Below are 16,160 nucleotides of genomic sequence, written 5' to 3'. Positions count from 1 at the left end.
AAAGATGACATCCTTTTTTCACAAAGTATCCAGGTTCTAAACATCGTCGGAATTAAAGGTAAATCCCAAACGTTTGCCGGTAACCATTTTCGAATGACTCATTTTTTGCCTCATCTGATCTACCGTGGCCACTTTCACCTGGTCGTAAACCGGCATCAACAAATCGAATTCAATACTGTACTGAATGGCAGTTTCAACAATTTGCCTGATCACCCCCGGCGAAATGGTATCGTTGGCAAAATCTTTCACAACCTCGTCTGACTGCCGCTTTCCTTCAACGAAAAAATGTTTGTCTTTGTTTACAAAAATGCGTGCTACCAGATATCCGAGATCGTTAACACGGTTGTATTTAAACGAATCGGCCAGAAAATTATAAATGTTGATCACTCCGCAATACGAACGCAGCGAATCTTCTTCGATGTATTTTGTTTTCCATACGGGGTGTTTATCGTCGAACTCAAAAACATTGGAGTGCATACTGAATATCAGCAGATCGCCGCCCACTTTAAACTCCACTTCAAAGGGACCACGATCGTGATAGTTTGGCAAAGCATTTTCAGGCACCTTTCCTTTCACGGCATTCAAATAATCTTTTTCAAGCTGATTCAACACCTTTTTCAGGATGGTAAAAGTTTGTCGGGTATTATCGTAAACTTGTTGTTTTACGGTTGATTTGATTACCAGTGCTTCAAGGAATGAAGCCCGAACTTCTTTTTCTGTCATAGCATACAAATATTAACTTTTAAATGTACACAATTACTGAAAAAAAAGAAAGCAGCCCGGATGAGCTGCTTTTATATTTTTCTTGTCATTTCGACGAGCTAGCGAGGAGAAATCTTTTTCAATGTAGCAGATTTCTCATTGCATTCGAAATGACATTAATATGCTAATGCAAACAATACTCTGCGTTTTGAAGGTTTGCCCGAATAGATACAAACACCTTCTTCCTCTTCGTATTCCAGCGGCATACAACGAATGGTTGCCTTGGTTTCGTTTTTAATGGCTTCCTCTGTTTCAGGAGTGCCATCCCAGTGTGCTGAAATAAATCCACCTTTGGTATTCAACACTTCTTTAAACTCGTCCCAGGTATCAACTTTGCGTGTATTTTCAGCTCTGAAATCGTAGGCTTTCTTGAAAATATTTTGCTGAATATCTTCCAACAATTTTTCTACGTACTCGTCGATATTGTCGAGCGAAGTCACTTCTTTTGTCAATGTATCACGACGTGCAACTTCAACAGTTCCATTCTCCAAATCGCGTGGTCCCATTGCCAAACGCACAGGAACACCTTTCAATTCATATTCCGCAAATTTCCATCCCGGTTTACGCGTATCGCGGTCGTCGTATTTCACAGAAATACCTCGTGCTTTCAACTTGGCAATAATCTCATCTACCTTTTCAGTAATTTCAGCTAACTGTTCATCTTTACGGTAAATAGGTACGATTACCACCTGGAAAGGTGCCAGTCTTGGAGGAAGTACCAGTCCATTATCGTCAGAGTGCGCCATAATCAACGCTCCCATCAAACGGGTTGAAACTCCCCACGATGTTGCCCAAACGTAATCTTCTTTTCCTTCTTTAGTTGCAAAAGTTACATCAAAAGCTTTGGCAAAGTTCTGCCCAAGGAAGTGTGAAGTTCCCGACTGCAAAGCTTTTCCATCCTGCATCAACGCCTCGATAGAATAAGTTTCCAAAGCACCGGCAAAACGCTCGTTGGCCGATTTTAAACCTTTCACAACCGGAACGGCCATAAAATTCTCGGCAAAATTGGCATATACGTTAATGATCTTTTCTGTCTCTTCAATGGCCTCCGCTTTTGTAGCGTGAGCCGTGTGACCTTCCTGCCACAAAAACTCGGCAGTACGCAAGAATAAGCGGGTACGCATTTCCCAACGCACAACGTTTGCCCACTGGTTACACAGAATTGGCAGGTCGCGGTACGACTGGATCCAGTTTTTATACGTATTCCAGATTATGGTTTCAGAAGTCGGTCGTACAATCAATTCCTCTTCCAGTTTGGCATCCGGGTCAACAACCACACCGCCATTCTCCTCATCGTTCTTTAAACGATAGTGAGTAACTACTGCACACTCTTTTGCAAAGCCTTCAACGTGGTCGGCTTCTTTACTAAAAAAAGATTTTGGTATAAAAAGCGGGAAGTAGGCATTAACGTGTCCGGTCTCTTTAAACATACGGTCGAGCTCGGCCTGCATTTTCTCCCAAATGGCATAGCCATAAGGCTTTATAACCATACATCCCCTAACCGCTGAATTCTCGGCCAGGTCTGCTTTAATTACCAAATCCTGGTACCATTGTGAATAATTCTCGCTACGCGAGGTCAATTCTTTCGCCATAATCTAATATTTGGTATAGATTTTGTTTTTACATTATAAATTTTGAGCTTACAAAGAAAGTAATTATTATTGACATTAAATAAACGGAGGATACCTTATGAAATCAAGATTAACATTTTTAGGATTACTGGCTATCGTTCTTGGAGCCTGTTCGACGGGAGGATATGTGTCTGGTACGTATTCCGACGACATCTACTTTAATCCGGGTGAAGTTCCTCCTCCAATAGCTGTTGAAGAAGTTGTGGAACAGCAACCGGTTGAAAAATCGGCCAACACCATGATCATCAGCAATATTGAAAAAGGTGAAGATGGTTCGAATACCATGAATAACTACATTTTTGAAGGCTCGGAAGAAGATGCCGATGTGTTGCGCTACAACATGGACCAAATGGAAATGGAAGCCAGCGACACAACAGTATACTACAACGACGATGAAATGAAATACGTAATAAACAACTATTACGATGGCGACGAGCTGGACTACGCCTACCGTATCCGCCGTTTCCACCGTCCGTCCTTTTACGATCCGTTCTATTGGGACAGCTGGAGTTATTACGATCCATTTTACTACGATCCATATTATTACTCATCATGGTACTACCCATCATGGTCACTTAGCTGGTCGCTTGGCTGGGGTGGATTCTATTCCGGCTGGGGCTGGGGTTGGAATTATCCTTATTATGGCTGGGGCTATGGCTACTATCCACCATACTACGGTGGCTGGTACGGCGGAGGCTGGTACGGTGGTTGGTACGGTGGCGGCTATTATGGCGGCGGCGGTTACTACAACGATTACGGAAGAGGTTATACGTATGGCCAACGTCGTTCAACAGGTACCAATGTTTACCGTGGCGATGCAGCCCGCAGATCATCATCTGCAGCAGCAGTGTCGGCAAGTAACAACCGACGCGGAACAAGCACTGTAAACAAATCGGCAACCACCGACAGAACCAGAACTGCAACCGACAGATCGGCAACAAATAACGCAAGAGTTTTAACTGAACAAAGAAGAACAACGAGTGCTACAACTCGTCCGGCAACAAATACATCAAAATCGGCTACAACGCGTACGCAAAGCTACACTCGTCCGGGTTCGGCAACAACAACCCGAAGTTATACACGACCTAGTAGCAATGCAAGTACAAACTACACAAAACCACGAGTAGTTACGTCGAACAGTAATCGATCAAGTTCGAATTACACGGCTCCAAAGTCGACTTCAACTTACAACAGATCGTACCGTTCAACCTCTACTTACAATCGTAGTTCAAGTAGCGGAAGCTCTTCACGTTCATATCGTGCACCGTCTTCTACCAAATCAACCAGCACCTACCGTAGCAGCAGCCCATCGCGTAGCAGCGGAAGCAGTTACAGAAGCAGTGGCGGCAGCAGCATAAGAAGCAGTGGCTCTTCAGGCGGTTCTAGAAGTAGCGGCTCTTCTGGCGGCTCAAGAAGTTCTGGTGGTTCATCACGCGGTGGTGGTGGAAGAAGATAGTATCAAAGAACATTAACGACAAAAACTATTTGCCATGAAAAAATATTTTAGCATACTCTTACTTGCCCTATTTATGCCCTTTTTTATGCAGGCACAAGATTTGCTCGATGCACTTCGCTATTCCAGCATTCAAGTTACCGGAACAGCACGTGCCGGAGCGATGGGTAATGCATTTGGAGCATTGGGCGGCGACTTTACTTCTACCAGTATTAACCCTGCCGGTTTGGGAGTTTACCGAACGTCGGAATTAACCGTTACACCAAAGTTTACTTACGGCAAAACCGAAGGTAACTACATGAATACCTTGATGGAGGATACCAAATACAACGTTGCATTGAATAATTTAAGCTATGTAACAGTAATTCCTACAGCGTCGCGCAGCGATGTTGGCCTTATAAGTGTAAACCTTGGAATTGGCTATAACCGCCTGAAAGACTTTAACAGCAACTCGCTATTGGGAGCTACGGGAGTTACCAGTTCATTTATGGACGACCTGATTGAAAATGCAAATGGCGAAGATCCGAATGCAGGCTGGAGCGATTACTACGAAGAGTTGGCTTATTACAATTCGGACAATAATTCGGGTGCAGATTTAATGTATTACGACGAAGAAGCCGGATTATGGAGAAGCGATATACAAATTAATCCATTTGATCAAAATATTCAGAACCATCCGGTAGCGCAACGCAAAAGTATTTCGCGTTCAGGATCGATTGATGAATACAGCTTTGCCGTTGGACTGAATTTTAACCACAAAGTATACCTTGGAGCTACGTTGGGAGTAACCGATATTTACTATCGCGAATCGAGCACTTACGAAGAGTGGGACGAACAAAATGTAATTCCAAACTTTGTCGACATGCAATTTAACAGCTACCTGAGAACAACAGGAACAGGTTACAACTTTAAAATTGGTGTTATATACAAACCGATTAACGAAATTCGTTTAGGAGCATCACTTCACACTCCTACTTTCTACGACATGCACGATTTCTTCCACACTGAAATGTTCTCAAGAAATGATTTTGAAGATATCGGTGTAGTTGACGATGCGGGATATTCACCTTTAAACAATTACGATTATCAACTAAATACGCCATTGCGTGCAACATTTAGCGGTGCTTTTGTAATTGCAAAAAAAGGATTGATCAGCATTGATTATGAATATGTTGATTATTCATCGGCAAAACTTAGAAGAGGTGGCGACGGTTACGGATTTACTGCCGAAAACCAGGAAATTAAAGATGCCTATAAATCGGTTGGCAACATACGTGTTGGTGGCGAATTGCGTGCAACTGACAACTTAAGTTTGCGTGCCGGTTACGAGTATTATCCAACTGCATACAAATCAACTTCGTTAGGAAACGACCAATTTAAGTCGAACGACGAATTGAATGTTTACTCTGCAGGTTTAGGTTACCGTTTTGGCAGTTTCACTTTCGATTTGGCCTACCGCCTGACCGATATGATGGAATACGAATTGCCGTATAGCGCACCGGTTTCGGGTTACTATCCGGTACCGGAAGCTGCTAAATTTGACGGTTTAACTCACGATGTAATGTTTACGCTGGGATTTAAATTCTAGTAAAACAAAAGATATAAACAGAAAGACACATTCCTTTGGGTTTGTGTCTTTTTTTATGCGTTGAGTTTGCTTACAAACGTCTCTTTAAAACTCAAACTAACGGGTAATTTTACCTCGCCAAGATTTACCCGGTTTCCCTCCAAATAAACCACTTTTGACAGCGAAACCAGATACGATTTATGAATGCGTCCAAATCGATTTTCAGGTAGCTGAGCTATAAAATCTTTAAATCGTCCGTGCACCATCAACGATTGGGTTTCGGTAACAAAACGTACATAATCGCCCTGCGCTTCCAGGTAAATTATTTCGTCGAAATTAATCCGGTAATCTTTCTTATTGGCACGCACCATCAAATGCTGCCCGGTACTCTCCTCTCGGGATGAAAAACGTTCGAGTGCACGATTTACAGCCATTCGGAACCGCTCGAACGAAACCGGTTTTAGCAGATAATCCACCGCGTCAACCTCAAAACCTTCCAGTGCAAATTCGGGATAGGCAGTAACCAAAATAAACAGCGGCGGTTCTTTTAAACTTTTCACGAACCCGATTCCGCTGAGCTTGGGCATGTTTATATCTAAAAAAAGTAAGTCGATGTTTATCTGTTTTAACAACTGACCGGCTTCCAAAGCGTCGTTGCAAATTCCGGCAAGCTCCAACTCCGGACAAGCTTCAACAAAATCGCGGATCACATCCTGCGATAATGGCTCGTCGTCAACAATAATACAGTTTAATGTTTTTGTTTTAGCCATGTTTTGCTAACTCAGTTGTATTTGCAAAAGTACTTTAAATGTTTCTTCATTATCCGAGATCTTCAACTTGTGTTGATTGGGATAGATCATTGCCAGGCGCTTCTTCACATTCTCAATTCCAATTCCATGGTATTTTGCCGAGAACGGATCGTTTGCCTGTCCTTTACTGTTTTCAACCTCGAAATGAAGCTCCTTAGCCGAAACTTCAACTTTGATGTTCACGAAGGCATTGTCTGCTCCTCCTTTCATCCCGTGTTTAAAACTGTTCTCAACAAAAGGCAGGAACAACAAGGGTGCAATTTTTTTCCCTTTTATTTCGCCAATAATATTGAAAACAATTTGGCTTTTACCTGAGCGGAGATTCTGCATATCGATATAATTCTGCAACATTTCAACTTCCTTTTTCAAAGCGATAAAATCAGCATCCGATTCGTAAATAATATGGCGCATTAAATCGCTAAGCTGAACGATCTTTTCAGGCACTTCCTTCGATTCTTTTCGGGCCATGCTGTAAATGCTGTTCAACGAATTAAAAAGAAAATGCGGATTGATTTGCGACTTTAAAGCTTTTAGTTCCGCCTGCGATTTTTCTTTTTCCAGTTCTTCGGCACGGAAATACCCACGCGCGAGGTGCAACAAACTGGAAATAAACAGGTAAATGGCAAAAAACAACGAAATATCCCAAAAGCTGTAGTAGGCTATAAAATAATAGCCTTTGAAAATATAATCGATCAGTTTGTCGAATAAAAGCAGGTAAAAACCTGAGCCCAAAGCAGCTGCCACAATAACAGCTATAGCGTAACTAAAATAATTGCCGCGCTCCCAAAGTAGCGGGAAAAGCAGTTTTAAATTCAGGTAAACCACACAAACTATGGGTAGGTGAAAAACAGCCGCGTAAATCAGGTCGATCCGTTTTACTTCGGCCGACACTTTTAACACGTTCATCAGAATTAAAAACGATAAACACCAAAACAGGATATGTTGTAATACCCTGTTTTTTATGAGCCGCCCTAGTGTAATTTTTAAGTAGCTGTTCATTTTTTCCGAAATAACTCTACGTCTAATCCATCTTCAAAAGCTTCTTCCGAATCCACATATTTGCTTACAAATTTTTGTAATTCTTTCGGTTTGGCGGTGAGCAAAATAAAATCGCCGTTGTCCTCATGATGAATCCTAATTTTGTTTTCCTTTATCAGATCTTCCAGCCAATCAGGATCGAACCAACGGATCTCGAGCTTATCCTCAGCAACGGTTAATTTGGCAAAAGTGTGAACCGGAACCAGATGTAAATCGGCTAAAGTGACATTTTCCGTACCGCCATAATCTTCGGTGTAAAAATCAAGGAAATACTCGTCGGCCAGTTTAATTACATGCACTTCAAATTTCGATTCTTTCACTTCGCCATCATCATTTGACGTAAGCGTGAGTGCATATCGTTTTTTGTCTCTTACTCTATCTTTTTCATCGCCAAGAAACGGATGTGTGAATTTCCATACATCGTTTTCTCCATTAAGAACAATATCCGGATTTTCGTCTTCCAGCCATTCGCCCAACAGCAAATCGTTTTCAAACAAATCACTTTCGGTATACAATGGGTAAAATGAGAAAACAACACACCCCGATAACAGCAGGGTAATGGTTGCAAAGAGTAGAATATTACGTGTTTTCATTTTCATGATTTTTTAATTTCTACTCAAATTTACAGGACTTTAGTTGCCCAAAAGAATTTTTTCGTTGAGATGCGGCTTTTTGTCGTTGAGATAAAAAACTACCGCTCAGCAGCAAAATGATAACCGACCGAAACGATTAAAATAAGTAGTGTAATCCGATGTAAATACCCGAATCGCCATCGCGTTCATCGGCGGCCATACCGTAATCGCAACGAACGACAAAGTTTTCGTTCATAGCAGCGCGCAGGCCCAAACCAAATGAATAGTGCATCGCTTCAGCATCGTTATCAAAATAACTATCTAAAGGATTTGGGTAAATAGCAGGAACATTAATATTGGATTTATCCACATCAATCTTTTTTGTTACCCGCCCAAAATCGGCAAATGCATTTAGTCCCATATAAAAGTTATTGTTTTTAAACTGAAAGCGGGCAAATTTCCAGCGGGCTTCTACATTTCCTAAGAAAATTGCATCGCCAACCACACGGTTTCGTAATATTCCGCGCAATGAATTAGCGCCTCCCAAACCTTCAGAAGTAGCACTTCTCATTCCCGAAGTAATCATTTGTGTTTGATAGTAAAAAGGAGCATTTCCGGTAAGCGTTGTCTGATATCCCAGACGGTAGGCAAAAGAAAGATCGTTTGGAATGATGGTAAAATACTGGCGGTGAATAAGCGTTAGTTTGGTAAAACTATGCTCTCCTCCCAGAAATTCTGGCGATCCCAACAAAACAGCTTCAGTCCACATTCCTTTCATCGGGTTGGGTTCATTATCGCGGGTATCGTAAACAACACCAGCTTTTACGGTTGGCACAAAACCACCATCGGCATCTTCATCCGAAATAATTCCCCAATCGCGGTAAATTTCATATAATCCCGGAGCCTCGCTGTGCGGTGGCAACAAATCTTCATCGTCTTTATTTTTATTCAGCTTGTCAATATCAACGTAGTCGAGCTTAAAATTCAGGAGGTTAAAACCACCAATCCAGTCAAATTTTTCACCGGCGAGATCTCCGCGCAAATCAACTTTAAAACGAAATAGTTTACGGTCGTATTTATAAAACATCCGGGTTTTGTAATCTGCCGTTTCATCGTCGTACCAGTCTTTGTTTACAACGGCATCGTAACCATTAAAGCCATAGAAATCGTAGGCACGATCACTCAGGTAACTAATATCAAGCGATGTCTTCAGGCCCGGAATCAGCTGGTCCGAATCGTAGTTAAAACGGTTAATTCCGCTTCCTTTGGTAAACCGCGATACCTCGAGATAAATGCTATGATCGTACTTGGGATAGCGGCTGCCATCGCCATAATGATAAAGGTTTACCAAACCGCCGTACTGAAAACCAAGGTCGGTATCGAAAGTTACGGCCGGCAATGCCCCAAAATTCCAACCTTGTTTAGTTACACTTTCCTGCGCCCCCGCCAATAAACAAGCGGTTAAGAATGCGCATAAAAACAGTAAACGTTTCATGTTAATTGATTTTAGTTAGACTAAGAAAGTAATTCAAGTAAAACATATTTTTGATCTGGTACCGAAATACGATGTCGAATATAAGTAAAAATGGAATGATTTTATAATCGTCTTTGCTTTCTGACCGTTGTTCTTGTCTTTTGCAATAATTATATTTTCTTTTATAGTGCTTTAGCAATTATTGAAAAACTCATTCTTAAGTCTGAACCAAAATGAAAACAAATCGCAGGGATTTTTTTAAAGTAACCGGTGCAGTTGGCGCAGGAATCGCCGCCGGAGGACTAACATCGTGCAGTCAGAGCCAGCCACAAGCTGAGCCATCGGCCATGCAATTCATAAAAGATGCTGCCGTAAACAACAATCCGCAACAGTTTAACATGTGTGGTTATGCCGCGCCAAAACTCGATAAAGTACGCATTGGTTTTGTGGGAATTGGCGACCGCGGATCGGGCGCAGTACAACGAATGACTTTTATTGACGGTGTTGAAATTGTAGCCTTGTGCGATATCCGCCAGGCTGCTGTTGATGGTGCTCAGAAAATACTTAGCGATGCCGGCTTACCAAAAGCCAAAGAGTTTGTTGGCGACGAACACGAGTTTAAAAAATTATGCGACAGTGGCCTTTGCGACCTGGTATACACCGCTACGCCATGGGAATGGCACGTACCTGTTGGACTGGCAGCCATGGAAGGTGGTGCACATGCAGCACTTGAAGTTTCGGCAGCCAAAACGATGGACGAATGCTGGCAAATGGTGGAAACCTCAGAACGCACTAAAAAGCACTGCGTTATACTTGAAAACTGTTGTTACGACTTTTTTGAATTACTGACACTGAACATGGTTCGCCAGGGAGTTTTTGGCGATTTAATTCATGGCGAAGGTGCTTATATACACGATTTGGACTACTGGCATTTTAACAAGCCACAGGATGAAAAAATGACGGATGGCGCCTACACAAAAATGTGGCGTTTATACGAAAACCAGCGAAAAGCAAATGTTTACCCAACACATGGATTGGGACCGATTTGCCAGGCGATGAACATCAACCGTGGCGATAAAATGGATTACCTGACAGCGATGATCTCGGAAGATTTTACGCTAAAAAAACGTATTGAAGAAAAAGCCAAGGAAGATCCGTTTTTCGAAAAATTTGTTGGAATGGACATGCGCGGCAACATGGATATGCAAATGATACGCACCAACAAAGGTCGCACAATCCTTATCCAGCACGATGTTTCTTCTCCCCGTCCCTACTCGCGTATTCATATGCTGAGCGGAACGAAATGTTTTGCCCAAAAATATCCGTTGCAACACATTGCTTTTGGGCACGAAGCAGTTAGTGAAGCGGAAATGGAAGAACTGCGCATAAAATACGAACCTGAAATTGTAAAACGTGTTGGCGAAATGGCCAAACAAGTTGGTGGACACGGTGGAATGGACTTTATTATGGACTGGCGCCTAATCGATTGCCTGCGTAATGGACTGCCTGTTGACATGGATGTTTACGATGCAGCAGCCTGGAGTTCTTTGACTCCGTTAAGCGAGTGGTCGATCGCCAACGGATCGGCACCTATTGAAGTACCCGATTTTACACGCGGCGCCTGGAAAACCAATAAACCGGTAGAACTTACTTTGACAGGTGGCGGAACTACTAAAGTGCGCAACCTGACCAACGCCAACGCTGAAGGACAGCTGGATATCTAAAAACAAGAAACAACAATATAATCGAAAGGGCAGTAATTACTGCCCTTTCTTTTTTACTCACTCTATTACCCCGAGTAATAGAATTAGATGCTTTTCTGCATTGTTTTATTGTTTTAATCTGTCTGTTTTGCCGGTATTAAATGAACCGCCGATCCAATCACCGGCGGTTCGCTAATCAAACGCTTTATCTATGTAAAAAATCTAACCGTCGTTTTATTCCTGACAATTAACTGCAGAAATACCCTTAAGCGTTAAACAAAAAAAACCGCCGTTCAAATCAATGAACGACGGTTTAACCTAACCAAACTAATTAATCGGTTGCGAAAACAGTCTCGTTACTGTTTTGCCCACCATAATTTTGTGTTTTGTACATCAGGTCCCTGAACGGCAACTGCTGCACTATAATTGTCACCATTGGTGTTGATAACACTATTACCGTAACGCATACGTGTTGGGTAATTTCCGTTAATATCACCAAGGCCAAAAATATCACCATCCTGAACACCGGCTGCAAGTTCTGCAGGGTATCCCATATCGCGAACGATCGACCAGGCTTCAAAACCATCAGTAAATGCAGCAATCCAACGTTGCGATGCAATTTTCTCCAGGTTTTCTTCCTCGGTGCCAGTTAACATTGCCATATCTTCGTTAGCCAAGTAAGTATCGATATCAGCATCGCTAACACCCCACAATTTCATTGCCTGACGAATACCTTCCTGGTACAAGTCCTGTGCACTTCCTGAGCCAATTCCGCGTACTGCAGCTTCTGCCTGCAAGAAATATGATTCGGCTGAAGACATAATCAACTCAGCACGAATTTCGCCATTGTTCTTTTTATTGATAACCACTTCTGCTGGTTTAGAGAAGAAGTTGTAACGAGCGAAAGAACTCATTTTTCCATTCAAGCGGGTTGGTTGCCCAACATAGTACATATTTTCAGGCATTGTAACTTCAACGCTACCGTCTTCAAGAGTAGTTGAGGTGTAATCAACTCCGGCCTCTTCAAGAACAGCCAAAATGAAATCAACACGCTTTTGGAAATTCTCTACTTCTGATCCTTCAGTTGGTTTCTCAAGTGTTTGAGTACCGCCAACTGCAGGCTGTGCATAAACAGCTAAACGAGGGTCGTTGTTATCGCGCAACAGGTCGATCATGGTTTTACTCATTGTCCAGTCAGAACCGGCACCAAAGTTATACCAAACATCGCCGTAGCAAGCGCTACCCCATTGCGAAATCTCTTCGTCTTTTTCCATTAAAATATTGTCGCCTTCGCCATCAAGCAAGTCTGCATTCAATGCTGAAGAAACTGCACTTTGAGCAAAACCTGCACCTGCAGCACCATAAGCACGCATACCAATACGAAGTTTTAAAGTGTTCGCCAAACGTTTCCACTGTTGCAGGTCACCACCACAGTAAAGGTCGTTGTCGGCCACATCGTCAACAGCAACACCGGTTGAAGTTGCATCGCCAATTGTTGCGATAGCTTCATCCAGTTCGGCAATAATTCCTTCGTAAATTACACTTTGCTCATCAAATTTTGGAAGAACAATATCAGGATTTGTTGCTTCGGTGTAAGGTACCATTCCAAAAACGTCGGTAAACATTTGGAAATATAAACCTTTAATGATCTGGCCGATAGCGTACATTTTATCATTTTCGAATTCGCCACCTGTTGCAGTCAAACGCATAAAGTTGTCGAGGTCGCCAATGTAGCTCGATAACCAATCCCATGCAGCATCGGTGTAACCACTATTATAAGCGTAACCTAATTCGTCTGACCACCAGCTGCTGCTGTGTCCGAAACAAACCTGACCTGAATAACGGTCGGCATGAATTAATTGTGCACGCCAGTATGGGTAACGATCGGGTGCATACAATTTATACTGAGGAGTAGTTAAAAAGTATTTTGCACTCACCTCATCAACCGTAAATGAATCCGGTTTTGTATTGATTTCGTTGAAATCATCGGTACAATTGCTCAGCAAAAATACCGCTATAAACATTACGAATATTTTTAATATATTTTTCATTTTGCTGGCCCTCCTTAAAATTTAATGTTTACGTTAAATCCGATACTTCTTGCAGTAGGTAAGTTGTACGACAAAATACCCTGTCCGTTGTTACCTGTTCCCAGGCTCGATTCCGGATCAACGTGATCAATGTCTTTATAAATAAAGAACAAGTTACGTCCTACCAAACCAATTGTAGCACCTTGAATAAAGGTATCTCTGATTAGCGATTGTGGTACATTGTACGACAGTACCATTTCGCGCAAACGAACGTTGGTCTGATCGAAAATATATTCAGAAGCAATTCCTGATACAGATCCCCAGTAATCCTGAGCACTGATTTCAGTTGTGTTTTGAACGTATGAACCATCATCTTGCAAAACAACGCCATCAACAACGATTCCTTCTTCGCGGTATTGAAGTGTTTCTGTTACTACACCACTGCTAACCAAAGCAGCATTGGTTTGCGAGTAAATTTTACCACCAACACGCGCGTCGATAAGGAAGCGCAATGAAAGGTTTTTATAAGTAAAGGTATTGGTAAAACCACCTGTCCAGTCGGGTTGCGAGTTACCCAGGTAAACCATATCGGTTGAAGCCAATGGGCGACCGTTTGCATCTACTACAACTTGGCCGGCATCGTTGGTTCTCCAGGTTGTACCGTATAAATCGCCGTAACCACCACCAACTGTTGCCTGTAAACGCAGGTTACCCGAGTTGGTTGAGTTGAATACGTAGCTATCAAGGTCTTCAGTTAATTCAACAAGTTCGTTGTTGTTTTTAGCAAAGTTGAAACTTGTTTCCCAGGTAAAGTTATCGGTTTTTACAGGGATACCTCCTACAAGAAGTTCAACCCCTTTGTTGCTTGTTTCACCAATATTTTCAAGGAAGTAATCATATCCTGTTGATGAAGGAACCGGTACATTAAATATCTGGTCGGTAGTTTTAATGTTATACCACGAGAAATCGAAGAACATACGGTTGTTCAACATGCTGGCTTCTAAACCAATCTCGAACGAAGCAATATTCTCAGGTAATAATTCTTCGTTTGGTTTAGTTGACGGACGTGATAACTGAGTTAATCCCAGGTAACCATCGTTTGCCAGATTATAATAAGGATACAACTGATAAGGACTGGTGTCGTTACCAACGTTTGCCCAGCTCGAACGAACTTTTAATAAGTTAAATACTTCTGCATCCGGATCGATAAAACTGTTCAGCAATAACGAACCAGTTACCGATGGGTAGAAATACGAGCGGTTGTCGGCCGGTAAAGTCGACGACCAGTCGTTACGACCTGTTACGTCAAGGTAAGCAAAATCGCGGTACGATAATGAAGCCTGGAAATAAAGTGAGTTAACTTTTTTCTCTTGTAATGGAGTATACGACGGCGTTTGTGTTACTGAATTGGCAACCGTTGCGCGGCTAGGAATTTTGAAATCCTCGCCATAAATGCTTTGGTATTCGTATGTACGATACGAGTGGTTACCACCGGCATTTACCGACAGATTTAAATCTGAAGTAAGATCTTTGTTGAACATCAACAGGAAGTCGGCATTGGTTTCCGTTACTCTTGTATTGCTAAATGTTAAACGACCACTTGTAAAATAGTGGTGACCCGGCTGATTTACCGATTCTGATTTCATTATAGTTACATCGGTACCTACACGAGCAAAAGCCGATAAGTATGGAGTAATTTCGTAGTTTAATTTACTGAAACCAAGAATACGCTCTCTTCTGTCAGTTCTGTAATCGTTGTATACCATCCAGTATGGGTTGGCACCCAACGAACCGTAAGAAATAGAATTCAGTGATTCTTCAGGATTTTGATATGTTTTCAGGTCTTCAATATCAACACTTCTTGGCATATCGTATACGTAAGCCAAAATACCTTCCGATCCCTGGTTAGCTGCATTCTCCAGCTCTTGCCAGAAATAAGTTGCTTTCGCATCGAGAGTTAATTTTTCGTTCAAATCAACTACACCACGCAAGTTAAAGTTGTGGCTTCTTAATTCTGAATTTGGAATCATCGACTCGGTTTTGTTATTGGTGTACGAGAAACGAATTGAGTGATTCTCGCCTGCACCTGCAATAGCAACAGAGTTGATGTATTTTGCACCAGTTTGGAAGAAATTCTCCACATTGTCGCCATAAGCGATATAAGGTCTCTCTTCTCCGGTGTAATACATTTGGCTGCTGCCATCTAAACGTTGTCCCCACGATCCTGTTGAGTTTTTCAAATCCTCAACATTACCCGGTACGTTACCCTGGCTACCCTGACCGTATTCGTTCTGGTAATCGGGCAACAACATTGGGTTATCAAAAGTAATGTTCGAATTTACAGAGATTCCCAAACCTTTACCTTTTGTACCTTTTTTAGTTGTAATTAATAGTACACCGTTACCTGCACGCGAACCATACAATGCTGCCGCGTTTGGTCCTTTCAATACCGAGATCGACTCAATATCGTCAGGGTTGATATCGGTAATACCACCACCGGTTACAGTACTGTTATAAACACTACCACCACTGTTCGATCCGGTAGCATCGATTGGCACACCATCAACCACGATTAATGGCTGGTTGTTACCAGTGATTGAGTTGTTACCTCTGATGATCACACGCGAGCCGCTACCCGGGCTACCCGATCCTTGAGTTACAACTACACCGGCTACTTTACCTACCAACGAGTTTGCCGGGTTGTGGTCTTTAACAACAGAAATGTCGTCGCCACCAACTTCGGTTACTGCATAACCCAACGATTTCTTTTCTTTAGAAATACCTAAAGCCGTAACAACAACTTCTTCCAAACCAATTTGGTTTTCTACCATTGTTACATCAATTGTTGAGCGTCCGTTAACGGGCTCGCTAACGGTTTGCATTCCCACAAAAGAAAATACGATTGTTGCATCGTCGGCAACTGAAATGGTGTACACACCGTCGATATCGGTGATGGTTCCTTTCGATGTTCCCGATTCTACTACTGAGACTCCGGGAATCCCGAGGCCATCATCGCCGGTAACTGTCCCTGTCACCGTTTGCTGCGCGTAAGCACTACCTAGTAATGCAAAGCACATTCCTAAAATCAAAAAAATCTTTCGCATAGATTTTGAATTTAAAT

Annotated in this window: 11 protein-coding genes; 3 read left to right on the top strand and 8 right to left on the bottom strand. The window is 42.3% G+C overall.

Annotated elements, in window-relative coordinates:
* Window positions 1–36: 36 nt before the first annotated feature.
* On the bottom strand, window positions 37–723 hold the full coding sequence (locus tag QZ576_RS00710) for a hypothetical protein (RefSeq protein WP_297093378.1): 687 nt from the start codon (window positions 721–723) through the stop codon (window positions 37–39).
* A 155-nt stretch (window positions 724–878) separates the two neighbouring features.
* A complete protein-coding gene (gene proS, locus QZ576_RS00705) occupies window positions 879–2,354 on the bottom strand; it encodes a proline--tRNA ligase (RefSeq protein WP_297093376.1) in 1,476 nt (491 codons plus the stop codon).
* A gap of 97 nt (window positions 2,355–2,451) precedes the next feature.
* Between proS and QZ576_RS00700 the strand changes: the two genes are divergently transcribed.
* Together QZ576_RS00700 and QZ576_RS00695 are read left to right on the top strand one after the other, a co-directional pair.
* Complete coding sequence (locus QZ576_RS00700; protein ID WP_297093374.1) at window positions 2,452–3,849, top strand: hypothetical protein; 1,398 nt, start codon at window positions 2,452–2,454, stop codon at window positions 3,847–3,849.
* Between the two features lie 34 nt (window positions 3,850–3,883).
* On the top strand, window positions 3,884–5,434 hold the full coding sequence (locus tag QZ576_RS00695) for an OmpP1/FadL family transporter (RefSeq protein WP_297093372.1): 1,551 nt from the start codon (window positions 3,884–3,886) through the stop codon (window positions 5,432–5,434).
* Between the two features lie 53 nt (window positions 5,435–5,487).
* Here the strand turns inward: QZ576_RS00695 and QZ576_RS00690 are convergent, their stop codons facing one another.
* The 4 genes from QZ576_RS00690 to QZ576_RS00675 all read right to left on the bottom strand — a co-directional run bounded on the left by QZ576_RS00690 (window position 5,488) and on the right by QZ576_RS00675 (window position 9,327).
* Window positions 5,488–6,183, bottom strand: coding sequence for a LytTR family DNA-binding domain-containing protein (locus QZ576_RS00690; RefSeq protein WP_297093370.1), 696 nt, complete (start codon window positions 6,181–6,183; stop codon window positions 5,488–5,490).
* Between the two features lie 6 nt (window positions 6,184–6,189).
* Entirely contained in the window at window positions 6,190–7,128 is a 939-nt protein-coding gene (locus tag QZ576_RS00685; protein ID WP_297093368.1) for a sensor histidine kinase, read from the bottom strand.
* Window positions 7,129–7,217: 89 nt separating this feature from the next.
* Window positions 7,218–7,853: a hypothetical protein gene (locus QZ576_RS00680; RefSeq protein WP_297093366.1), complete on the bottom strand. Its 636-nt coding sequence runs from the start codon at window positions 7,851–7,853 to the stop codon at window positions 7,218–7,220.
* A gap of 136 nt (window positions 7,854–7,989) precedes the next feature.
* A complete protein-coding gene (locus QZ576_RS00675; protein ID WP_297093364.1) occupies window positions 7,990–9,327 on the bottom strand; it encodes a BamA/TamA family outer membrane protein in 1,338 nt (445 codons plus the stop codon).
* Window positions 9,328–9,539: 212 nt separating this feature from the next.
* Between QZ576_RS00675 and QZ576_RS00670 the strand changes: the two genes are divergently transcribed.
* Window positions 9,540–11,030 (top strand): Gfo/Idh/MocA family oxidoreductase, encoded by a 1,491-nt coding sequence (locus tag QZ576_RS00670; protein ID WP_297093362.1) that lies wholly within the window; start codon window positions 9,540–9,542, stop codon window positions 11,028–11,030.
* 335 nt (window positions 11,031–11,365) lie between these two features.
* On the opposite strand, the gene QZ576_RS00665 is transcribed toward QZ576_RS00670, so the two are convergent.
* Together QZ576_RS00665 and QZ576_RS00660 are read right to left on the bottom strand one after the other, a co-directional pair.
* Window positions 11,366–13,033, bottom strand: coding sequence for a SusD/RagB family nutrient-binding outer membrane lipoprotein (locus tag QZ576_RS00665; protein ID WP_297093360.1), 1,668 nt, complete (start codon window positions 13,031–13,033; stop codon window positions 11,366–11,368).
* Window positions 13,034–13,074: 41 nt separating this feature from the next.
* The gene (locus QZ576_RS00660; protein WP_297093358.1) at window positions 13,075–16,143 is read right to left on the bottom strand and encodes a SusC/RagA family TonB-linked outer membrane protein; all 3,069 of its coding nucleotides are present in this window, start codon (window positions 16,141–16,143) and stop codon (window positions 13,075–13,077) included.
* Window positions 16,144–16,160: the final 17 nt, after the last annotated feature.

Source organism: uncultured Draconibacterium sp. (assembly GCF_913060805.1).
GTDB lineage: Bacteria > Bacteroidota > Bacteroidia > Bacteroidales > Prolixibacteraceae > Draconibacterium.
Note: the sequence above shows the minus strand (reverse complement) of the source record. Positions and strands in the feature narration are given on the sequence as shown.